At 63.4% G+C, this 20,081-nt stretch carries 18 protein-coding genes; 8 read left to right on the plus strand and 10 right to left on the minus strand.

All coding sequences use genetic code 11. From position 1 onward, the window contains the following. Positions 1 to 19: 19 nt before the first annotated feature. Positions 20 to 646, plus strand: coding sequence for a TetR/AcrR family transcriptional regulator (locus NLY36_RS07605; protein ID WP_023691512.1), 627 nt, complete (start codon positions 20 to 22; stop codon positions 644 to 646). Here NLY36_RS07605 and NLY36_RS07610 read toward each other — a convergent pair. Then, positions 579 to 1,535, minus strand: coding sequence for a LysR family transcriptional regulator (locus NLY36_RS07610; protein WP_023734949.1), 957 nt, complete (start codon positions 1,533 to 1,535; stop codon positions 579 to 581). The two genes, NLY36_RS07605 and NLY36_RS07610, sit on opposite strands and share 68 nt — an antisense overlap. A gap of 109 nt (positions 1,536 to 1,644) precedes the next feature. Here NLY36_RS07610 and NLY36_RS07615 point away from each other — a divergent pair, with 109 nt between their 5' ends. The 3 genes from NLY36_RS07615 (at position 1,645) to NLY36_RS07625 (ending at position 6,397) form a co-directional block, all read left to right on the plus strand. Continuing rightward, positions 1,645 to 2,280: an FMN-dependent NADH-azoreductase gene (locus tag NLY36_RS07615; protein ID WP_023672454.1), complete on the plus strand. Its 636-nt coding sequence runs from the start codon at positions 1,645 to 1,647 to the stop codon at positions 2,278 to 2,280. Between the two features lie 110 nt (positions 2,281 to 2,390). Further along, positions 2,391 to 3,824, plus strand: coding sequence for a 3' terminal RNA ribose 2'-O-methyltransferase Hen1 (locus tag NLY36_RS07620; RefSeq protein WP_245260167.1), 1,434 nt, complete (start codon positions 2,391 to 2,393; stop codon positions 3,822 to 3,824). Beyond that, entirely contained in the window at positions 3,821 to 6,397 is a 2,577-nt protein-coding gene (locus NLY36_RS07625; RefSeq protein ID WP_023734951.1) for a polynucleotide kinase-phosphatase, read from the plus strand. The genes NLY36_RS07620 and NLY36_RS07625 overlap by 4 nt, the downstream gene beginning before the upstream one ends. A gap of 1 nt (position 6,398) precedes the next feature. Here NLY36_RS07625 and NLY36_RS07630 read toward each other — a convergent pair whose 3' ends face one another. Both NLY36_RS07630 and NLY36_RS07635 read right to left on the minus strand, forming a co-directional pair. Beyond that, positions 6,399 to 6,692 (minus strand): HlyU family transcriptional regulator, encoded by a 294-nt coding sequence (locus NLY36_RS07630; protein ID WP_023734952.1) that lies wholly within the window; start codon positions 6,690 to 6,692, stop codon positions 6,399 to 6,401. 101 nt (positions 6,693 to 6,793) lie between these two features. Further along, positions 6,794 to 7,471: a PadR family transcriptional regulator gene (locus NLY36_RS07635; protein WP_023734953.1), complete on the minus strand. Its 678-nt coding sequence runs from the start codon at positions 7,469 to 7,471 to the stop codon at positions 6,794 to 6,796. Positions 7,472 to 7,743: 272 nt separating this feature from the next. Between NLY36_RS07635 and NLY36_RS07640 the strand changes: the two genes are divergently transcribed. Next, positions 7,744 to 8,001, plus strand: coding sequence for a DUF2798 domain-containing protein (locus NLY36_RS07640; RefSeq protein ID WP_023683797.1), 258 nt, complete (start codon positions 7,744 to 7,746; stop codon positions 7,999 to 8,001). A gap of 44 nt (positions 8,002 to 8,045) precedes the next feature. On the opposite strand, the gene NLY36_RS07645 is transcribed toward NLY36_RS07640, so the two are convergent. From NLY36_RS07645 to NLY36_RS07665, 5 genes are all read right to left on the minus strand, one after another. Beyond that, entirely contained in the window at positions 8,046 to 8,426 is a 381-nt protein-coding gene (locus NLY36_RS07645) for a thiol-disulfide oxidoreductase DCC family protein (protein ID WP_023733293.1), read from the minus strand. Positions 8,427 to 8,495: 69 nt separating this feature from the next. Beyond that, positions 8,496 to 8,789, minus strand: coding sequence for a GYD domain-containing protein (locus NLY36_RS07650; RefSeq protein ID WP_023733294.1), 294 nt, complete (start codon positions 8,787 to 8,789; stop codon positions 8,496 to 8,498). Between the two features lie 190 nt (positions 8,790 to 8,979). Further along, positions 8,980 to 11,004: an RNA polymerase sigma factor RpoD gene (gene rpoD / locus NLY36_RS07655; protein WP_023672446.1), complete on the minus strand. Its 2,025-nt coding sequence runs from the start codon at positions 11,002 to 11,004 to the stop codon at positions 8,980 to 8,982. Positions 11,005 to 11,416: 412 nt separating this feature from the next. Further along, the gene (gene dnaG, locus NLY36_RS07660; protein WP_023697080.1) at positions 11,417 to 13,357 is read right to left on the minus strand and encodes a DNA primase; all 1,941 of its coding nucleotides are present in this window, start codon (positions 13,355 to 13,357) and stop codon (positions 11,417 to 11,419) included. Between the two features lie 171 nt (positions 13,358 to 13,528). Then, positions 13,529 to 13,897: an RcnB family protein gene (locus NLY36_RS07665; RefSeq protein WP_023672444.1), complete on the minus strand. Its 369-nt coding sequence runs from the start codon at positions 13,895 to 13,897 to the stop codon at positions 13,529 to 13,531. 388 nt (positions 13,898 to 14,285) lie between these two features. Between NLY36_RS07665 and NLY36_RS07670 the strand changes: the two genes are divergently transcribed. After that, positions 14,286 to 15,950, plus strand: a complete 1,665-nt coding sequence (locus NLY36_RS07670) for a Na/Pi cotransporter family protein (protein WP_023734954.1) — start codon at positions 14,286 to 14,288, stop codon at positions 15,948 to 15,950. Positions 15,951 to 16,044: 94 nt separating this feature from the next. Next, on the plus strand, positions 16,045 to 17,226 hold the full coding sequence (locus NLY36_RS07675; RefSeq protein ID WP_023734955.1) for an MFS transporter: 1,182 nt from the start codon (positions 16,045 to 16,047) through the stop codon (positions 17,224 to 17,226). 7 nt (positions 17,227 to 17,233) lie between these two features. Here the strand turns inward: NLY36_RS07675 and NLY36_RS07680 are convergent, their stop codons facing one another. After that, positions 17,234 to 17,791, minus strand: coding sequence for a GNAT family N-acetyltransferase (locus NLY36_RS07680; RefSeq protein ID WP_023683792.1), 558 nt, complete (start codon positions 17,789 to 17,791; stop codon positions 17,234 to 17,236). A gap of 109 nt (positions 17,792 to 17,900) precedes the next feature. Beyond that, positions 17,901 to 18,350, minus strand: coding sequence for a GatB/YqeY domain-containing protein (locus NLY36_RS07685; protein ID WP_031197556.1), 450 nt, complete (start codon positions 18,348 to 18,350; stop codon positions 17,901 to 17,903). 260 nt (positions 18,351 to 18,610) lie between these two features. Here NLY36_RS07685 and carA point away from each other — a divergent pair, with 260 nt between their 5' ends. Continuing rightward, the gene (carA, locus tag NLY36_RS07690; protein ID WP_031197557.1) at positions 18,611 to 19,828 is read left to right on the plus strand and encodes a glutamine-hydrolyzing carbamoyl-phosphate synthase small subunit; all 1,218 of its coding nucleotides are present in this window, start codon (positions 18,611 to 18,613) and stop codon (positions 19,826 to 19,828) included. Positions 19,829 to 20,081 lie beyond the last annotated feature (253 nt).

Raw genomic sequence — 20,081 nt, forward strand, 5'->3', positions numbered from 1 at the left:
TAACATACAGGCTGCATGTATGCAACGAGAAACCCCGCGCCGCTCCAACCGCGACCGCACCGAAGCGACGCGCGCCGACCTGATCGCTGCGGCGCGCAAACTGTTCATCGAAAAGTCCTATGCCGAGACCGGCACGCCGGAGATCGTTGCGGCCGCCGGCGTCACCCGCGGCGCGCTCTATCACCACTTTGCCGACAAGCAGGCGCTGTTTGCCGCCGTGGTCGAGCAGGAGGCGGCGGCGGTGGCGCAAGAGATCGAGCGCGCCTCGCCGCCTTCTTTGTTTGCCCGCAATGCGCTGATTGCCGGCTCGGACGCCTATCTCGCCGCCATGCGCGCGCCCGGCCGCACGCGGCTTTTGCTGCTCGACGGGCCGGCCGTGCTTGGCCGCGCCGCCATGGATGCGATCGACAATCGCCACGGCAACCGGTCGCTGCGCGAAGGCCTGGTTGCGGCAATGCGCGAACAGTCGATGACCAGACTGCCGGCCGATGCGCTGACCGCTTTGCTCGCCGCTGCCTTCGACCGCGCAGCACTTGCCGTCGAGGCCGGCGCCTCGGCCGAAGACTATCGCGCCGTGCTCATGGCTCTGATCGATGGGCTGTCTCCGGCTCGCCCTCAGGCAGGTCGTCCGGTTCGAACTCGTTGAAGCAGCCGAGCTGGCGTTTGAACTGGTCGATCAGCCAGGCCGCCGCCGGTTTCGGGCTGCGGTCGGCGCGGTGCATGGCGTAGAGCGATGAGCGCACCTCGCTAAATGGTTCAAGGTCGAGTTCCACCAGCCTGCCGCTGGCCAAATCGTCCGCGATCAGCCAGCGCGGCAACCCGCCCCAGCCCAGCCCCTCGCGCATCAACGTATGCTTGATACGCACATCTGTCAGCCGCCATGTACGATAGGCAAAGACGCCGAAGTCGCGTCCCTTGGTGCGTTCCGACTGGTCGCTGACAACCAGCTGGGTGTGCTCTCGCGCATCCTCGAGCGCCACCGGTTTCGGCAGCAGTGCCAGAGGGTGGGTGGGGGCGGCAGCCAGCACGATCGACATGAAGCCGATGCGCACGAGATGCACGTCGACCTCGCCCAGCAAGCCACCGATGCCAAGATCCGACTGTCCGCTGACGACATGGTCGGGGATCAGACCGAGCGTGCCGATATGCAGTCGCATCATCACCGTCGGGAACTGCGCCTCGAACGCCTTCAGCACCCGCACCAGCACCGGCGAGGGCAGCGCCGCGTCAACCGATAGCGCAACTTCAGCCTCCAGCCCCTGATGGTGACCGTCGGCACGCGAACGGATGCGCTGCAGCACGCCGACCATGCGCCGGGCGTCCTCCAGCATCGCCCGGCCGATTTCGGTCAGCTGCGGCTCGCGCGTGCCCTCGCGCTCGAACAGTTTCAGGCCAAGCTGCGCTTCAAGATTGGCGATGCCGTAGCTGATGACGGACTGCGCGCGGTTAAGCTTGCGGCCGGCGGCTGAGAAGCTGCCGGTGTCGGCGACCGCAACCAGGATCTGCAATTGGTCGAGCGTCGGATTGGGTTGCACGGCATACCTACTTTATGGATGGATCGTATAGAAAATATACCAGTTTTTTGAATGGGTCGGTAGGCCGATATCAGGCGGGAGAAATCAATTCCCACTGGAGAGAACCGCTATGTCTATCCTGCTTGTAACCTCGAGCCCGCGCGGCGCTGCCTCGCACTCGACCCGTATCGCTACCGAATTCGCTGAAAAGCTCGTCGCCGCCGACCCGTCGAATACGCTCGTCGTACGCGACCTCGTGGCCAACCCGCTGCCGCATATCGACACCGATTATGCGACCGGCATCTACACCCCCGTTGAAGCCCGCACGCCGCGCCAGGCCGAAGTCGTCGGCGTCTCCGACATCGTGCTTGACGAACTGTTCGCAGCCGACACCGTGATCCTGGCCACCGGCTTCATCAACTTCAACATCTCCTCGACCCTGAAGTCCTGGGTCGATCACATCTCCCGCTCCGGCAAGAGCTTCTCTTATGGCGAGGGTGGTCCCAAGGGCCTCGTCACCGGCAAGAAGGTCTATATCGTACTCGCCTCGGGCGGCATCTATTCCGAAGGTGCGGCCGTGCAGTTCGATCACGCCATCCCCTATCTGCGCGGCGTGCTCGGCTTTCTCGGCATGACCGACGTCGACGTCATCCGGATCGAAGGCGTCGGCATGGGTCCCGACGCCGTGACCGCCGCGCTCGCCAATGCGACCGCCAAGGTCGATGCCGTGGTGGCCAAGACCGCGAGCGCGCAAATCGCCGCGTAAGCACACCCCGTCATTCGCATTGAAAAGGCAGGCGCTTCGGTGCCTGCCTTTTTCCTTGTCAGGCGGCGCGATAGGTTGCGTGTCGAAAACGGATCTATCGCGTTACCAGATTGCCGCGCAACGCCATTGGTTATTCGGCCTGTCTGCGTTATCGGTCGCTGATGTTCCTTTCCGTCGCGACAACCCATCATCCAGCCACAGATCTCGGCTTCTTGCTGCACAAGCATCCCGAACGTCTGCACGAGACTGACCTATCCTTCGGCAAGGCCTGGCTGTTCTATCCGGAGGCGACCGATGAGCGTTGTGAGGCTGTGCTTCTGCTCGATGTCGATCCGATAGGGCTCGTTCGGGGCAAAGGCCAGGCAGAGGGCTTGCTGGATCAATATGTAAACGACCGACCTTATACGGCATCGTCTTTTCTGTCTGTGGCTTTGAACAAGGTACTGCGGACAGCGATGACCGGCATCTCGAAGGAGCGCCAGCAACTGGCCGATAGCGACCTCCCGCTCGAAGCTGTGGTGACCCCGCTGCCGATGCGTGGCGGCGAGGCCCTGGTTCGAGATCTATTCGAACCGCTGGGATGGACCGTCAACCTGGCGCCGGTCGAAACTGTCGGATCTGGCGCGGGTGGACCACGATACGGTCATCTGAGGCTGACTGGCACCGGCCGCCTAAGCAGCCTGCTCAACCACCTTTATGTCCTGATCCCGGTGATGGACGACACCAAGCACTACTGGGTTGGCGAGGCCGAGATTGACAAGCTGCTGTCCAAGGGCGAGGGCTGGCTGGAAAACCACCCAGCCAAAGACCTGATCGTGCGCCGTTATCTGCGCAACCGAGGTGCGTTGGCCCGCATCGCCCTGGAGCGGCTGGCTCCGGAGACGGCCAATGAGGTCCTACCCCCCGAAGCCCGGGCTGCACCTGAGCAAGCGCTGGAGGCGCCCATCCGGCTGAACGACCTGCGCATGGACGCCGTGGTGCAAGCCATTCGGACGACCGGAGGGACCAGTGTTGCAGATTTGGGGTGTGGCGAAGGCAAGCTGCTCTATCGGCTCGTGCGCGAAAAATGGGTCCACAAGCTGTTCGGGCTCGACCCCGCTATTCGTGAACTGGAATGGGCCGCCAAGCGTCTCAAACTGAACGAGTTCGGGGGACCGCCTGAAGACCGGGTCACGCTGCCGCACGGATCGCTGACATATCGCGACAGCCGATGGGCGGAAGCCGACGTCGCGGTGCTGGTCGAGGTCATCGAACATCTCGACGAAGACCGGCTGCCAATGATCGAGCGTATTATCTTCGGCGAGACAGCGCCAAAATTCGTGATCGTGACTACGCCGAACGCTGACTACAACCCCTTGTTCCCCAGTCTGGCCGCCGGCGCTTTTCGCCATCCGGATCACCGTTTCGAATGGGGCCGGGTTCGGTTTGAAGCCTGGGCGGCCAGGATCGGCGAGATCTATGGCTATAGCGCCGCCTTAAGTGGCATCGGAGCCGTGGACCCCGTGCTCGGCGCGCCGACGCAGATGGCGGTGTTCACCCGATGAGAGAGCCAGACAAGACCGACCTCACCATCCCTGACTTCGCCCTCGTCGTGCTGATCGGCTCGACGGGATCGGGCAAGTCGACCTTCGCCGCCAGGCACTTCCTGCCGACCGAAATCATCTCGTCGGATCGCTGCCGCGCGTTCGTCAGCGACAACGAGACTGATCAGGATGTCTCGGCCGACGCTTTTGATTTGGTGCGCGAAATCGCCGGCAAACGGCTCAAGCATCGAAAGCTGGCCGTCATCGACGCGACCAATGTGCGACCCGCTGATCGCAAGGCGTGGGTCGAGCTGGCGCGCAAATGGCACGCTTTGCCGGTCGCCGTGTTCATCGATCCGGGTGTTGATGTTTGCATCGCCCGCAACGCCCTACGAGCCGATCGTCCCTTCGGCCCCGGCGTTGCCCAGCGCATGACGACCGAAATTCGCAAGGGCCTCGGCGGCCTGCAACGCGAAGGTTTCCGTCAGGTCTGGAAGCTCACCGGCGAGGCCAGTATCGACGCGGCCAAGGTCTCGCGTCAGCCTTTATGGACCGACAAGCGCGACGATTGCGGTCCTTTCGACGTCATAGGTGATGTCCATGGTTGCGCCGACGAACTTCAGACCTTGTTCCGTCAGCTCGGTTACAGCATCGCCTGGTCCGATGGCCATGGCGATCGGACCGTCACTGTGACGCCGCCAGAAGGCCGCAAGATCGTCTTTGTCGGCGACCTCGTCGATCGTGGTCCCAACGTGCCCGACGTCTTGCGCATCGCCATGAGCATGGTCGCGGCGGGAACCGCCTACTGTGTCCAGGGCAATCACGAACGCAAACTCAGCCGCTGGCTGGAAGGCCGCAAGGTCACGATCGCCCACGGCCTGCAGCAAACCATCGACCAGTTGGACGCTCAGGATCGCGGCCTGCGAGAGGCTTTGCCGGCCTTCCTCGACAGCCTGCGCAGCCACGTCTGGCTGGACGGCGGACGCCTCGCCGTGGCACATGCCGGACTCAAGGAAGAGATGATCGGGCGCGGTTCCGGCGCGGTGCGCGAGTTCGCCCTCTATGGCGAAACCACTGGCGAAATCGACGAATTTGGCCTGCCCGTCCGTGCCGACTGGGCAGCCGCCTATCGGGGCAAAACCAGCGTAGTATACGGGCACACGCCGGTGCTGTCGGCGGAGTGGGTCAACAACACGCTTTGCATAGACACCGGCTGCGTGTTCGGCGGCAAGCTGACTGCCTTGCGCTGGCCGGAACGCGAACTGGTCGACGTGCCGGCAATCGAGACCTGGTCCGAACCCGTGCGTCCCCTCGGTGGACCGGGCCTTGGCAAATCGGCACAGGCCGATGCCGACGGCGTGCTCGACTATCAGGATGTCTCTGGGCGACGCTGGATCGAGACCGAACTGAAAGGCAGGGTTGTCGTGGCCGAGGAGAACGCGTCGGCGGCACTTGAGGTGATGAGCCGCTTCGCGCTGTCGCCGCAGTGGCTGGTATATCTGCCGCCGACAATGTCGCCATCCAAGACCAGCAGCCAAGCCGGCTGGCTGGAACGCCCCGAGGAAGCCTTCAGTCATTTCCGCGAGCGTGGCGTCACCCAAATCCTGTGCGAAGAGAAGCACATGGGTTCGCGGGCAGTCATCGCTCTGTGCCGAAACGCGCAGACGGCGCGCGACCGGTTCGGGGTATCTGGCGACGAGACAGGCGCGATCTGGACCCGGACCGGACGCTCCTTTTTCAGCGACAGCGGCATGACGGAGCGCCTGCTCAATCGCCTGCGCGCCAGCGTCGACGCTGCGGATCTATGGCAGGAATTGAACAGCGACTGGTTGCTGCTGGACACCGAGATCATGCCATGGTCGGCCAAGGCAAGCAGCCTGATTGAAAGCCAGTACGCCCCAGTGGCAACGTCTGCGGCCGCTGGGCTCCAGGCCAGCCGCGAAGCGCTGGCCCGTGCGATGGAACGCGGCGTGGATACGGCTGCGCTCAAGGCTCGTATTGAGGACCGCGCCGCGCGTGCCGCCAGATACGCCACTGCCTGGGCGCCTTACGTGTGGCCGGTCTCGGGCGTCGACGACCTGAAAGTCGCGCCGTTCCACCTGCTGGCAAGTGAGGGATGCGTCTGGTTCGACCAGAACCACGTTTGGCACATGACGCTTGCGGACCGTCTGGCTGCCGGGGGCGGCGTGGTAACGCGAACGCAATGGCGGATGGTTGACCTGGCCGATGCCGGTTCTTGTGCGGAGGCCGTCGCCTGGTGGGAGACGCTGACCGACTCAGGCGGCGAAGGGATGGTAGTGAAGCCGCACGACTTCGTCAGCCGAAACAAGAAGGGGCTCATGCAACCGGCGCTGAAAGTGCGCGGCCAGGAGTATCTGCGCATCATCTATGGCCCCGAATACGATGCACGGGACAATCTCGTGCGCCTGCGCGAACGAGGCTTGGGTGGCAAGCGCAGCCTGGCGCTCAGAGAGTTCGCGCTCGGTCACGAGGCACTGAAGCGGTTTGTCGCCAAGGAACCGCTGCGACGTGTTCACGAGTGTGTTTTCGGCGTGCTGGCGCTGGAGAGCGAGCCAATCGATCCGAGGCTGTAGGCTACCCGAACATCCTCTCGCCTTGCTCGTCGACCAGTTGCATGCCCTTCTTGATCGAGATGTCGACGGCGTCGTCCAGTCCGGCAAAGCGATCGGCGCGGATGAATTTGTGTTCCTTCATCACGCCGTCGACTTCCTTCGAAACCACGCCGCAGGTCTGGTATTGGCCCCCCTCCGCCTTGTAGGGCGTGGCGCTGATCAAAAATCCCTTGTGCTCAACCTGCTTTGCCGGTGCTGCACTCTTGGGCTCGCCCCCCTCACCGCGACCACCGAAAAGACGCTTCAGAAAAGACATGGGGCTTCCTCCAACGGCAATCATCCTGCACCACGTCTCGCGGTGCAGGATGATTTTCAGTACCGTTCCTCAGTCGAACGGGCAAGCGTTCTCGCCAGGGGTCAACCGCGCGATAGCGCTTCCAGGGCTTCAGCGGCGGCTTCCAGGACTGCAATCGCCTCGGCCTGCTTTTCAGCCGACGCGTCGACGAGATCGCCGAGCGCGGCACGCAGCCGGTGACGCACGGCGCGGAACTCCTCGCGGGCTTCCGAGCGACCCCGTCCACCACGCCGTCCGCCTTCCTCGCCGTCGTCGTTCCAGCCGAACCAGTCCCGCGCTTTCGCCATCTTGCGGCCGAAGCGCTCGAGATGCTCCAGCACGCCGTCGATCATCTCGCGGTTCTCGGCGAGATGCGCCTGGCCCGCCTCGGTGATCGAAAACACCTTCTTGTTGCCGTCGGCGGCTGAAGCCGCATAGCCGGCCTCTTCCAGGAAGGTCAGCGTCGGATAGACGACGCCCGGGCTCGGGCTGTAGATGCCGCTGGTGCGCTCTTCCAGCGCCTTGATGATGTCGTAGCCGTGGCGAGGCGCCTCGGCCAGCAGCGACAGCGTGATCAGCTTGAGATCGCCGTCGGCCAGCATGCGCCCGGCGCGAAACATGTCGCCCGGGCCGCCGCGTCCACCGCCACGTCCGCCGTGGCCGAACGGACCAAAGCCGCCGCCCCCTCTTCCACCAAATTTGCCTGCCATGTGCAGGAATGCGCGCTCGGCGCGCTCGCCAAAGGGATGATGTCTATGCATGAATTGCTCCTTGAGTTATATCTTACGATACATCTTAATTAGGCTTGCCCCGCCGACGAGTCAAGATATATCTTACGATGTATCTAAAGGCGGCGCCAGAAGGTTGATTTCGCCGCCGCCGGCAGCTAGAAAGCGCGTGAGGGCCAAAACCTCTCCGTAAGCGTCTGACGTCAAGCAACGCATCCACCCCGGTCTTTCCGGGCAGTTCCGCCGGAAACCCGGCGCAATGGATGCCAAATGCGACGGACCGGATGTTTCAGGAAAATCCAAAAATGACCACGAACCGTAAGCGCGGCAAGCTGCCGGCGCGCTATGCCGCGATCGTCAGCCCGCTGGTGCTGTCGCTGCTGATGACCTTCATCGTCTCGTTCATATCGACGCTGAAAAGCCTTGGACTGCAACCTGATTTGCCGGCTGTCTGGCTCACTGCCTGGGGCCTGTCCTGGCTGGTAGCGTTCCCAACGTTGCTCATGGTGCTGCCGGCGGTGCGCCGCATTGTCGGCTGGCTTTGCGAGCCGGCGTCCCGGTAACGCCCATGACGGTAAGGCCCGCAGATTCTTCGGGCCTTGCCTCGCTACCAGCGGCCCTTGCGCCGGTTCCAGGCATAGAGAAGATCGGCGAAACGATCATAGGCCAAGCGCGTCAGCGGCAGCGCGACCGGATTGCCGAAGAGCGTCGCCAGCCAGCCGTCGCCCGGCGTCGCCCGCCAGACGGCAACCGCGACATCGGCGCCGACCAGCAGCCTGCCTTCGGCATCGGTGGCATGCAGCCGGCGGCGTATGTCCTCCAGCGAGGCGCTGTAGCCAGAGAGCGCCGCCGGTTCGAGGTTGATGTCGCGGAATTCGATCCGCCCGGCCTTGATCGCCTCGATCAGCCGCCGTTTCTGCCGGGTGATGCCGCCATCGCAAACCGGGCAGCGTGTGTTGTACCAGACGGTCAGCGCAGGCTTGGACATGGCGCGACTATCACCCTGACGGCACGGCCCCGCAATATGACGCCGAGCCGCACGGACCCGCGCCCAGCGCTATCCAAGCGAGGCGACGATCTCGCGATAGGCAAATTCCGGGAAAGCCTTGAGCGTTCGCGTCTTGACGCTGCCACCCGTTGCCAGCATCAGGGCGAAACGAGCAAGCACAGCATCGTCGGGCGCCTCGATAATCGCCACCATGTCATATTCGCCCATAGTCAGGTAAAACGCCTTGAACGAGCCGCCCATGTCGGCCAGTTGCTTCTTGGCGGCATCGAGCCGCTTCGGCGACTCTCGGATATTTCTGGCGCCCTGTTCCGTCCAGTTCATCAGCAGGATGTAGGTTGTCATCACACACCTCCCTCCGGCGCCACGGAGCACGGCTGAGGACATCAGCCGGGGCGGACATCCGGTTTTTCGCCCAGAACATGCATCCGACCAGGCAAGTATCCTCCCGACGGAGATGGGCGACAAGAGCCTTCACCCGGCAACAAAAAGGGCGCCATCGGCGCCCTTTTCGAATTCTGGTCTGTTGCCGGTATCAGCTGTCGAGGAAGCTCCTCAGCTTGCGGCTCCGGCTCGGGTGCTTGAGCTTGCGCAGCGCCTTGGCTTCGATCTGGCGGATACGCTCGCGCGTCACCGAGAACTGCTGGCCGACTTCTTCCAGCGTGTGGTCGGTGTTCATGCCGATGCCGAAGCGCATGCGCAGCACCCGCTCCTCGCGCGGCGTCAGCGAGGCGAGCACCCGCGTGGTGGTCTCGCGCAGATTGGCCTGGATCGCCGCATCGATCGGCAGGATCGCCATCTTGTCCTCGATGAAATCGCCCAGATGCGAATCCTCTTCGTCACCCACAGGGGTTTCGAGCGAGATCGGCTCCTTGGCGATCTTCAACACCTTGCGCACTTTTTCGAGCGGCATTGCGAGCTTTTCTGCCAGTTCCTCCGGCGTCGGCTCGCGGCCGATTTCATGCAGCATCTGGCGCGACGTGCGCACGATCTTGTTGATCGTTTCGATCATGTGCACCGGGATGCGGATGGTGCGCGCCTGGTCGGCAATCGAACGCGTGATCGCCTGCCGGATCCACCATGTCGCATAGGTCGAGAACTTGTAGCCGCGGCGGTATTCGAATTTGTCGACCGCCTTCATCAAGCCGATATTGCCTTCCTGGATCAGGTCGAGGAACTGCAGGCCGCGATTGGTATATTTCTTGGCGATGGAGATGACGAGGCGCAGATTGGCCTCGACCATTTCCTTCTTGGCGATAGCGGCTTCGCGCTCGCCCTTCTGCACCTGGTTGACGATCTTGCGGAATTCCAGGATCGAGATCGCCGTCTCGGTGGCGAGGTTCTGGATTTCCGAACGCAGATCCTTGATCGCGTCCTTCTCGTTCTTGGTGAATTCCTTCCAGCCGCGCGAGGTCAGGTTGCCGATCGAGCGCGTCCAGTTCGGGTCGAGCTCGGAACCCTGATATTCCTTGAGGAACTCCTCGCGGCGCACGCCATAGCTTTCGGCCAGGCGCAGCAGCTTGCCTTCGTTCTGCACCAGCCTCTTGTTGATGTCGTAAAGCTGCTCGACCAGCGCCTCGATGCGCGCCGTGTTGAGCGACAGCGACTTCACCGCCTTGATCAGCTGGTCCTTCAGCTCCTTCAGGCGGCGGTCCTGGCTTGGCGACAGCGTGCCGGTCGCGGCAAGACGGTTCTCGACCTGCTGGTCCTGCAGCTTGCGCAGCTTCTTGTAGGTGTCGGCGATGACGTCGAGCGTCTCCATCACCTGCGGGCGCAGTTCCGCTTCCATCGCCGCCAGCGACAGGCTCGCCTCGTCCTCGTCTTCCTCGTCGTCATCGACTAGGCCGCGCGTGTCGGCGCCGACATTGGTGATGTCGTCTTCCTCGTCGCGTCCACGCCTCGGCTTGTCCTCGGCCTTGGGCGCCTCCTCGATGCGCTCGACCACCGGCGCCTGCTTGGCTTCGGGGCCGGCATAGGTGGCTTCGAGGTCGATGATCTCGCGCAGCAGGATCTTGGATTCGTTGAGCTCGTCACGCCAGATGATGATGGCCTGGAAGGTCAGCGGGCTTTCGCAGAGGCCCGCAATCATCGTCTCGCGGCCGGCCTCGATGCGCTTGGCGATCGCGATTTCGCCCTCGCGCGACAGGAGCTCGACCGAGCCCATCTCGCGCAGATACATGCGCACCGGGTCATCGGTGCGGTCGGTCGGCTCTTTCTTGGTGGTCGTGGCGGCGACGGCGGTGCCGGTCTGCTCGGCCAGCTCGTTGGCGTCTTCCTCGGCGTCGGCATTGCTGTCGGCGGCCTCGGGCTCCTCGCTCTGATCGTCGTCCTCGACCACGTTGATGCCCATGTCGGACAGCATCGCATTGATGTCTTCGATGCGATCCGGATCGGTCTCTTCCGACGGCAGCACCGCGTTCAGTTCGTCGAGAGTCACATAGCCGCGCTTCTTGGCGGCCTTGATCATCTTCTTGACAGCATCATCGGAAAGGTCGAGCAGAGGCCCATCGGTGGCGCCTTCACGTTCGGTCTCGACCTCTTCCTTTTCCTTTGTCGCCATAGTCTTTATCTTCTCCTAGCGGCCGAGCATCGAAGCCGCGTAGCTGCCGCACCGGTCAAACTACATGCGCTGGTGGCGCATAACCGGGCCGGTAACCGAATCAACTCTTTTGTTTGTTCATATCGTGCCCCCAAAACCGGTTTTCACTTTTGGGCGATATGCATTAAGTCCAGATTAACCCTGATATCTGTGGCAGGCTGTCAGCCTGTCCAGTGATCAGCACCTCGCGTCAGTGCATTTCCATCGACGCCGGCGCGGGTTAAGGTTTCGAATCGTCCTGATTCCGTCATTCTGCCAGAAGGTCAAGCGCCTCTCGCATGATTCGCATCAAAAAAGCGAATCAATTACCCGACTTAGAGGCGTCGATTCGACGCGCAGCACGTACAACATTCATTCTTGCGCAGGTTTCGACCTAGACGCGCCCACCCCTGCCCGAGGATACACCGAACCCTTCGATCAGCGCTTCCGTTGCTTGTACATCACGGAATTGCGCCTGAATCTCGATGAGGTGCCGGTAGTTTTCGTCAGTGGGATCGCTGGCGAGCGCTGCTTCCGCCTGTTTCAGTTCCTTATGTAAGGTGCGCGCGCTGCGCTGCAAGTGCAGCGCCTGGCTGAAGGCGTCGCGGGCATCGTCAAGCGCTGCGGTTTCCAGCGCGGGCCATTGCCTGGCCCGTTGGATGAGCGCCACGGCGCGCCCCCAGATATCGCTGCAGCCGGCACGTTCGATGGTGGCGATCACCGCGCTACGGTCATTGGCCATGTCGTGCGCCATCGCATCGAGGATGGCGGCGTGCAGCCGCTGCAGATCGGTGTTGGCGAGATCGAGGAACTCGACATGGGCGAAGTTCTCGTCGATCAGCGCCGGATGGTTGACGAGGGCTACGATGATCGTCGCCTCGCGCACCGACATCATCTCGCCACCGCGTTTGACCATGGCGGAGCGGCCGAGGCTTTCGGTGATCGCGGCGCGCGCGCCTGCCCCGCTGCCTTTGGCGAACTGTCCGCCGGGTGCGGGCGTTTTGCCCTGCCCCGGTTTCCAGTCCTGGCGACCTTGCCGCACTTCGCGCTGGGCGCTGAAGAAGGTCAGCTCCCGCTCGCGCATCCACTGCTGGTAGTGGTAGCGCTGGCTCTCATCGCGGATGCGGCTGGTCAGTTCGCGCAGCGTCTTTGTCAGCCCCGCCCGCCGCTCCGGCGTGTCGAAGACGCCACCGGATGTCTCACGCATCCACAACAAATCAGCGAGAGGCCGCGCTTCCGCCAGCACGGCACGAAACGCGTCCGGCCCTTCTGCCTTGACCAGATCGTCGGGATCCTTGCCCTCCGGCAACAGCGCAAAGCGCACCGACCGCCCGGCCTGCACCGACGGCAGCGCGAGATCCGCGGCGCGCCACGCCGCCTTCAGCCCGGCCTGGTCGCCGTCGAAGCACAGCATCGGCTCAGGCGCCATGCGCCACAGAAGTTCGAGTTGGTTTTCGGTGAGCGCGGTGCCGAGCGGCGCCACGGCATTCTCGAAGCCGGCCTGCGCCAGCGCAATCACGTCCATATAGCCTTCGACGGCAATCACCGTGCCGCCTTTCGCCAGCGCTTTGCGGGCGCGGGCGAAATTGTAGAGCACGTTGCCCTTGTGGAAGAGCTCCGTGTCGGGCGAATTCATGTATTTGGCCAGCGCATCGGGCGCCAGTGCGCGGCCGCCAAAGGCGATGATCTTCCCGCGCGAATCCGGGATCGGGAACATGATGCGATCGCGGAACCAGTCATAGGAGACCGGGATGTCGTCGCCATGACGCACCAGCCCGCAGGCCTCGATGTCGGCCTTGGGCACACCCTTGGCGGCAAGATGTTCCTTCAGCGCATTGCGGCTGTCGGGCGCAAAGCCCAGCCGGAACGATTGCTGCGTCGCCGGCGTCAGCCCGCGATCCCTGAGATAGGCGCGGGCTTTTGCACCCTCCGGTCCTTGCAGCCGCTCCTGGAAGAAGGCAGTCGCCATCTCCATGACGTCGGTCAGACTGGCGCGTTCCTTCTCACGCTGTTCTTCCCGCTCGTCGCGCACCGGCATCGGCACGCCGGCCATGTCGGCGATCTTCTCGACCGCTTCGGGAAAGCTTAATCCGTCGAGCTCGGTCAGGAACTTGAAATGATCGCCCGACACCGAACAGCCGAAACAGTGATAGCGGCCCTTCTTGTCCTCGCAGTGGAAGGAGGGGCTCTTTTCGCCGTGGAACGGACAACAGGCCCAATAGTCGCCGCGCGAGGCGTTGGTCTTCTTCCTGTCCCATGCGACGCGCTGGCCGATGACCGATGAAATCGGCACACGGTCGCGTATCTCATCGAGAAAGGCGGGCGGAAAGCGCATTGGGGAACTCGTTTGTCCCTCATATAATCATGCTCGCGGAATCCGACGACCCTTATTGCGGACCATACCCGGTTTCCACAGCCCAAAAGCCCGGTTTCTACAGCCAAAAGAAAGGCGGCCGTTTCGGGCCGCCTCCTTTCAAGTCTCTGCATTGCGCCGGCGAGGCCGGGCTTAATGCGCGGCAATGGCGCCGAAGATGATGCCGGACAGGACGCTGACCAGCACATAGTCGTTGCCGACGCGGATCCATTCCTGGCCGCGGCCGGGGCGATGCAGGCCATAGCGGCCATAATCGCGGATCGGCTGGTGCCGCTTCCAGCTGGAATATTTCTGGCCATTGCGCCAATGGCTGCGCTTGACGACCACCGTCTTCTTCACGACGCGCTTCCTGACATCGACATGCTTGCCGGGCCTCTGCCAGTCGACCCGCGTGTAATTCGACTGCGGTGCGACCGGTGCGTTCACCGGTGCGGCCTGGCCGGTAAGCGAAGTGGCGGCCAGCATCGAGAAAGCGAGGGCGGAAAGAACAACACGTTTCATAGCGGGGCTCCTTGGTTGTCGATGCCTAGGGAATAGCGCCCGAAGGATGAACCGAAACTGAACACTAGCATTACATTTACGTAATGAAATCCTGTGCTTATCCTGGATATTTGAACATCATCGCAAAGGCGATTGCCGGGAGTCCGGCAAACCGGGACGATCCGCTGCCATCACCAGGGATCCGCCATGCAACCATTTGCGCATCCGTCCATTTTCCGACACGCCCTGTCGCGCCGCGACGGCTCTTGAAATCGACAAGATTTTATTACCCGGCTAAAATATTCCGGATATTGTTCAAGACTGTCATGACCATGATTCGCAGCCCCGTTTCCCTCCCTGCACTGCGCGCCCTCCGCGTCGCGGTCCCTGTCTGCGTGCGGGTTTCGAAATGAGCGGCTCCGTCGTCCTGCTGCATCTGGCGGGCGCGGTGGCGCTGATGTTGTTTGCCACCCGCATGGTCAAGACAGGCGTCGAGCGCGCCTATGGCGACGTGCTGCGTCACCGGCTGCGCTCCACCATGCGCAATCCGATCATGGCGGTTTTGGCCGGCTGCGGCCTGTCCATCGCGCTGCAGAGCTCGACCGCCGTCACGCTTCTCGTCGGCTCCTTCGCCGGCGCCGGCATCGTCTCGGGCATGTCGGGCCAATTGGCTGTGCGCGGCGCCGAGATCGGCTCGGCGCTGGTGGTCAAGCTCTTGACCTTCGATCTGACTCTGCTGGTGCCGATCTGCCTCGTCGCCGGCACGGTCATGTTCATGGCCACCGAGCGGCGCGACTGGCGCCAGTTCGGCCGCATCCTGGTCGGCATCGGCCTTTTGGTACTGTCGCTGGAGATGATCGGCCAGGCCTCGGAGCCGCTGCGCCAGAGCACGCTGATGCCGCTCATCATCGAATATTTCTCCAGCGACTACGTCACCGCCTATCTGCTCGCCGCGCTCGTCACCTGGCTGTTCCACTCCTCGATCGCCGCCGTGCTTTTGATGGTGACGCTGGCCGGCCGCGGCTTCATCCCGCCCGAACTGGGCATCGTGCTGGTGCTCGGCGTCAATCTCGGCTCGTCGGTCATCGCGCCGCTGCTCACCCGAAGTGCCGAACCTGGCGTGCGCGTCGTGCCGATCGGCAATCTGTTGATGCGCGGCATGGGCTCGCTGGTGATGCTGATCCTGTTCATGACGCTGAAGCCACCGGTCGCCTTCCTCGGCGCCACCGTGCCCGACCAGATCGTCAACGCCCACATACTGTTCAATGTGCTGATCCTGCTCGCCGGCCTGCCGCTTGCCAGCCTGATCTATCGTGCTTCTGAGAAGATCGTCGCAATGGGCACCAAGCCGGCGCCGGCTACAGAGCTCGATGTGGTCGAACTCTCCGCCCTCAACGACGGCGCGCTCGACGTTCCGAGCCAGGCGCTGGCCAACGCCACCCGCGAGGTGGTGCGCGTCTGCGAAACCGTCGAGATCATGCTCAAGCGCATCATCGAGCTGTATGAAAGCGCCGACGGCGACAAGATCAAGGCGCTGGCCGCCCTTGACGACCGCGTCGACAGGAAGCACGCGGCGATCAAGCTCTATCTGGCCAAATTGACCAGGAACTCGCTCACAGAGGACGAGGCGCTGCGCTGCCAGGAGCTGATAGGCGCCTGCGTCAAGCTCGAGCAGGTCGGCGACATCATCGTGCGCAACATGCTGGTGCATGTGAAGAAGAAGTTCGAGCGCGGGCTGGAGTTCACGCCCGAGGGCTGGAGCGAGCTGCTCGCCTTCCACACCTCGGTGCTGGCCAATGCCAGGCTTGCCTTCAACGTGCTGGTGTCGCGCGACCCTGAGACTGCCCGCCAGCTGGTGCTGGAAAAGGACCGGCTGCGCGACCGCGAAAAGGAAACCAGCGCCAGCCATTTCGTGCGCCTGCGCGACGGCACCGCCAAGAGCGTCGAGACAAGTTCCATCCACCTCGACACCATCCGCGACCTGAAGCAGATCAACTCGCTGCTGGCGTCGATGGCCTACCCGGTGCTGGAAGAGCGCGGCCTGCTCGGCGGCTCCAGGTTGAAGGCGAGCTGATCAAGAAAACCTAAACCGGCCGCAAAATTTCTGCATTGCCGGCAAGCGCCATCCATGATTTGAGGCCAACTCATTCAAGGATCGCTTCCGCGCCATGCTTCCGCTCATTGCCCTGTTCATCGCCGCCTTCGCTTTCGGCACCACCGAATTCGTCATTGCCGGCGTGCTGCCGCAAGTGGCCGACGGCCTTAGCGTTTCGATCCCGACCTCCGGCTATCTCGTCTCAGGCTATGCCGGCGGCATCGCGATTGGCGGGCCATTGCTGGCGCTCGCCACCAAGGGCATTTCCCGCAAGACGCTACTGCTTTGCCTGACCGTCGCCTTCACCATCGGCCAGGCCGCTTGCGCGGCGGCGCCCGATTTTACCTCGATGCTGCTCTTGCGCATTGCGGTCGCCGTCGCACACGGCGCCTATTTCGGCGTCGCCATGGTGGTGGCTGTCGGCCTCGTGCCCGAGGACAAGCGCGGCATGGCCGTGGCTGTGATCCTCTCCGGCCTCACCGTATCCAATGTCATCGGCGTGCCGGCCGGCACCGCAATCGGCAATCTCTGGGGCTGGCGCGCCACCTTCTGGGTGATGTGCGCGCTGGGCGTGGTGGCGTTCGCCGCCATGGCTGCGCTTTTGCCGCGCACGACAGGCGCATCAAGGCCATCCGCCAGTCTTGGCAGCGAGGTTCGCGTGCTGGCGCGCCAGCAAGTCTGGACCTCGCTGATCCTGATGCTGACGTTGATGATCGGCCAGTTCGGCCTGTTCACCTACATCACCCCGACACTGCTTGAGGTGACCCATCTCGACGAGAGCCTGATCCCCTGGGTGCTGCTGCTCAACGGCGTCGGCGCCACCGTCGGTGTGTTTCTCGGCGGCAAGCTTTCCGATTGGAAGCTGATGCCGTCGCTGATCACCATGCTTGCGCTGCAGGCGGTGATGTTGGGCGTGATCTATGCCGTCAGCCCCTACCCCGTGCCGATGGTCATCGCCATCGTTATCTGGGGTGGCCTCAACTTCGCCATAGGCACGCCGATCCAGACCCGCATCCTGGCCTGGACGGCGGACGCCTCCAACCTCGCCTCCTCGCTCATCCCCTCCGGCTTCAATGTCGGCATCGCGCTCGCCGCGTCGCTGGGCGCTGCCATGCTCAATGCCGGCTACGGCTATCGCAGCCTGCCGGTTGTGGGCGCTGCCGCCATGCTGGTGGCGGTGGTGGTGGCACTTGCCTCCTACATCTGGGAGGGGCGCAGCCGGGCAGCGCCGCCGCTGCCGGCAGCGGCCGAATAGCGTCGGACTACAAATCGATCCGGAACAACAAACTCTCGGCGCCGCCATACGCGGCGTCCTTGATGAACGGACCGACCACACGGCCGCCATTGGCCAGCACCACCTTCTGCGAGGCCGGATTGTCGAGGTCGGTGGTGATCTCGACATATGGCAAACCAACAGCCCTCGCCTCGTCCAGCATCAGCCGCAGCGCCTCGGTCGCATAGCCTCGTCCGCGCTTCCACGGCACCACGGCATAGCCGATATGGCCGAGCACATGCGACGGCAGCGCGGCCGTACCCGGCTGCCAGCGAAAGCCGATCGAGCCGGCGGCCTCGCCGTCCCAGATCCAGCGCCGGAAGCCCGGCAGCCGCGGCACGGTCGTGCCGTCCGGCAAGGTAATCGGGCCTCCTTTGGCCTCGGGATCGTCGAGGCTGGCAAGGAACGCCGCGGGATCCTCGTCGATCGCCGCAAGTTGCTCGCGCGTCGCTTCCATCAGCCGGACATTGTCCGGCGACCAGCCACGCTCGAGCGCCGCCTTGTAGGAGGGCAGATGTTCGAGCGTGGGTTTGACGATTTCGATCATGGTGGGTCTCTCCGGCAGGTCAAGGCTTGCTCGCTTAAGCCGGTGCGGACCGTTTCTTGCCCAGAGGTAATGCCCCTGCTCTCCTTCGCCATTGAAGTGGTGTCGGCTCCTACTGCAGCAGGCCTTTGACGATGCCGCTAGCCTTGCCGAAATCCATCTGGCCGGCATATTTCTGCTTCAGCACAGCGATCACCTTGCCCATGTCCTTCTGGCTGGTCGCACCGGTAGCAGTGATCGCTTCGCGCGCCGCTGCAGTCACCGCCGCCTCGTCCAACTGCGTCGGCAGGAAGCCGCGGATGATCTCCATCTCGCCACGCTCCTGCGCCGCCAGTTCCGGGCGCTTGCCGTCCTCGAACGCCTTGGCCGATTCCTCGCGCTGCTTCACCATTTTGGCCAGGATCTGCAGGATCTCCTCGTCGCTGGCGGGGTCCTTGGCCGAGCCGCGATTGGCTATGTCGCGGTCGTGAATGGCGGCCTGGATGAGCCGCAGTGTCGGCAGCCGGTGCTTGTCCTGCGCCTTCATCGCGCTCTTCAGGGATTCGGCGATTTTTGCGCGCATGATGCTTTCTCCTTCGAACGGTGCGGACAATAACGGTGGCGAACTCGTAAAGCAAACACGCCAAGCCTCTGATATTGTTCGACGAAACAAATGCTCGCCGTTTTTGGCACGGGCATCATTGACCGCTCTGGCGCCTTCCCCTATGTACTCGGCCTTGCACAAGACAAAGAATTGATGCGCGCAGGCTCGAGAGATCGGCCGCGCCGTTTGCTGCGCAGATGGCCCGCCATCGAAGCGCGCAGCGTGACAGGAGCGTCGCCATGGCCGAGATGACCCCCGGACTGACCCCGCCTTGGGCAACCGAAAAGCCGACCGCCCTTCTGGTGCTGGCCGACGGCACCGTCATCGAGGGTCGCGGCCTCGGCGCCACCGGTTCCGCCGTTGCCGAAGTCTGCTTCAACACCGCGCTCACCGGCTACCAGGAAATTCTCACCGACCCGTCCTATGCCGGCCAGATCGTCACCTTCACCTTCCCGCATATCGGCAACATCGGCACCAATGACGAGGACATCGAGGACTTGAACCCGGTCGCCCGTGCCGGCGCCGTCGGCGCGGTGTTCAAGGCCGATGTCACCAACCCGTCCAACTACCGCGCCGGCACCGGGCTGGACCAGTGGCTGAAGAAGCGCGGCATCGTCGCGCTGTCGGGCATCGACACCCGGGCGCTGACCGCGCTGATCCGCGAAAAGGGCATGCCCAATGCCGTCATTGCGCACGCGCCCGACGGCATCTTCGACCTCGACGATTTGAAGCGGCGGGCCGCCGCCTGGTCGGGCCTGATCGGGCTTGACCTCGCCAAGGAAGTCACCTCCGGCCAGTCCTCGGTCTGGCGTGGAACGCCCTGGGTGTGGAACGAAGGCTTTGGCGAACAGGCCGAGCCGTCGATGCACGTCGTCGCCATCGACTACGGCGTCAAGCGTAACATCCTTCGCCTGCTTTCCGGCCTCGGCGCCAAGGTCACCGTGGTTCCGGCCGGTACCGGTTCGGAAGAAATCCTGGCCATGCAGCCCGACGGCATCTTCCTCTCCAACGGCCCCGGCGACCCGGAAGCCACCGGCGACTACGCGGTGCCGGTCATCCAGGACCTGCTCAAGACCGATATTCCGGTGTTCGGCATCTGCCTCGGCCACCAGATGCTGGCCCTGGCGCTCGGCGGCAAGACCGCCAAGATGCACCAGGGCCATCACGGCGCCAACCACCCGGTCAAGGATCATACCACCGGCAAGGTCGAGATCGTCTCGATGAACCACGGCTTTGCCGTCGATGCCGACTCCTTGCCCGAGGGCGTCGAGGAAACCCATGTCTCGCTGTTCGATGGCTCGAACTGCGGCATCGCGCTGACCGGACGTCCGGTGTTCTCGGTCCAGCACCACCCCGAGGCCTCGCCCGGCCCGCAGGACTCGCACTATCTGTTCCGCCGCTTCGTCAACCTGATCCGCGAAAAGCGCGGCGAGGAACTGCTGGCCGAACGGGTTTGATTTTACAGGTCTTCGTCTAGCCGTTGCCCAGATCGTGATGCTCCGAATAGCCGGAGTTACAAACGCGGCGCGATTGCCCTTGTCTTGGTCAATGGAATAAACCGGTCACCGGTCTGTTTGTGACGGCTCGAAGCGACGAAGGCTTCGAGAGCGCCGACGGCAATCCCGTGAGCCCAAGCCCTCCTCATCGCTTCGCTTGCGCGCCGCATTAAGGGACGAAGCACACACCTATGGCGGGTTCGAAGTTCGCGCC

Origin of the sequence: Mesorhizobium sp. C399B, assembly GCF_030323185.1 — a bacterium.
In the GTDB taxonomy this organism is placed as follows: Bacteria; Pseudomonadota; Alphaproteobacteria; order Rhizobiales; family Rhizobiaceae; genus Mesorhizobium.

What these genes read in the sequence shown, in the direction of transcription:
- NLY36_RS07605 (WP_023691512.1), top strand. Translation starts at nt 20, where the DNA reads ATGCAACGAGAAACCCCGCGCCGCTCCAACCGCGACCGCACCGAAGCG.
- NLY36_RS07615 (WP_023672454.1), top strand. Translation starts at nt 1,645, where the DNA reads ATGTCTATCCTGCTTGTAACCTCGAGCCCGCGCGGCGCTGCCTCGCAC.
- NLY36_RS07625 (WP_023734951.1), top strand. Translation starts at nt 3,821, where the DNA reads ATGAGAGAGCCAGACAAGACCGACCTCACCATCCCTGACTTCGCCCTC.
- NLY36_RS07630 (WP_023734952.1), bottom strand. Translation starts at nt 6,692, where the DNA reads ATGTCTTTTCTGAAGCGTCTTTTCGGTGGTCGCGGTGAGGGGGGCGAG.
- NLY36_RS07635 (WP_023734953.1), bottom strand. Translation starts at nt 7,471, where the DNA reads ATGCATAGACATCATCCCTTTGGCGAGCGCGCCGAGCGCGCATTCCTG.
- NLY36_RS07640 (WP_023683797.1), top strand. Translation starts at nt 7,744, where the DNA reads ATGACCACGAACCGTAAGCGCGGCAAGCTGCCGGCGCGCTATGCCGCG.
- NLY36_RS07645 (WP_023733293.1), bottom strand. Translation starts at nt 8,426, where the DNA reads ATGTCCAAGCCTGCGCTGACCGTCTGGTACAACACACGCTGCCCGGTT.
- NLY36_RS07650 (WP_023733294.1), bottom strand. Translation starts at nt 8,789, where the DNA reads ATGACAACCTACATCCTGCTGATGAACTGGACGGAACAGGGCGCCAGA.
- rpoD (WP_023672446.1), bottom strand. Translation starts at nt 11,004, where the DNA reads ATGGCGACAAAGGAAAAGGAAGAGGTCGAGACCGAACGTGAAGGCGCC.
- dnaG (WP_023697080.1), bottom strand. Translation starts at nt 13,357, where the DNA reads ATGCGCTTTCCGCCCGCCTTTCTCGATGAGATACGCGACCGTGTGCCG.
- NLY36_RS07665 (WP_023672444.1), bottom strand. Translation starts at nt 13,897, where the DNA reads ATGAAACGTGTTGTTCTTTCCGCCCTCGCTTTCTCGATGCTGGCCGCC.
- NLY36_RS07670 (WP_023734954.1), top strand. Translation starts at nt 14,286, where the DNA reads ATGAGCGGCTCCGTCGTCCTGCTGCATCTGGCGGGCGCGGTGGCGCTG.
- NLY36_RS07675 (WP_023734955.1), top strand. Translation starts at nt 16,045, where the DNA reads ATGCTTCCGCTCATTGCCCTGTTCATCGCCGCCTTCGCTTTCGGCACC.
- NLY36_RS07680 (WP_023683792.1), bottom strand. Translation starts at nt 17,791, where the DNA reads ATGATCGAAATCGTCAAACCCACGCTCGAACATCTGCCCTCCTACAAG.
- NLY36_RS07685 (WP_031197556.1), bottom strand. Translation starts at nt 18,350, where the DNA reads ATGCGCGCAAAAATCGCCGAATCCCTGAAGAGCGCGATGAAGGCGCAG.
- carA (WP_031197557.1), top strand. Translation starts at nt 18,611, where the DNA reads ATGGCCGAGATGACCCCCGGACTGACCCCGCCTTGGGCAACCGAAAAG.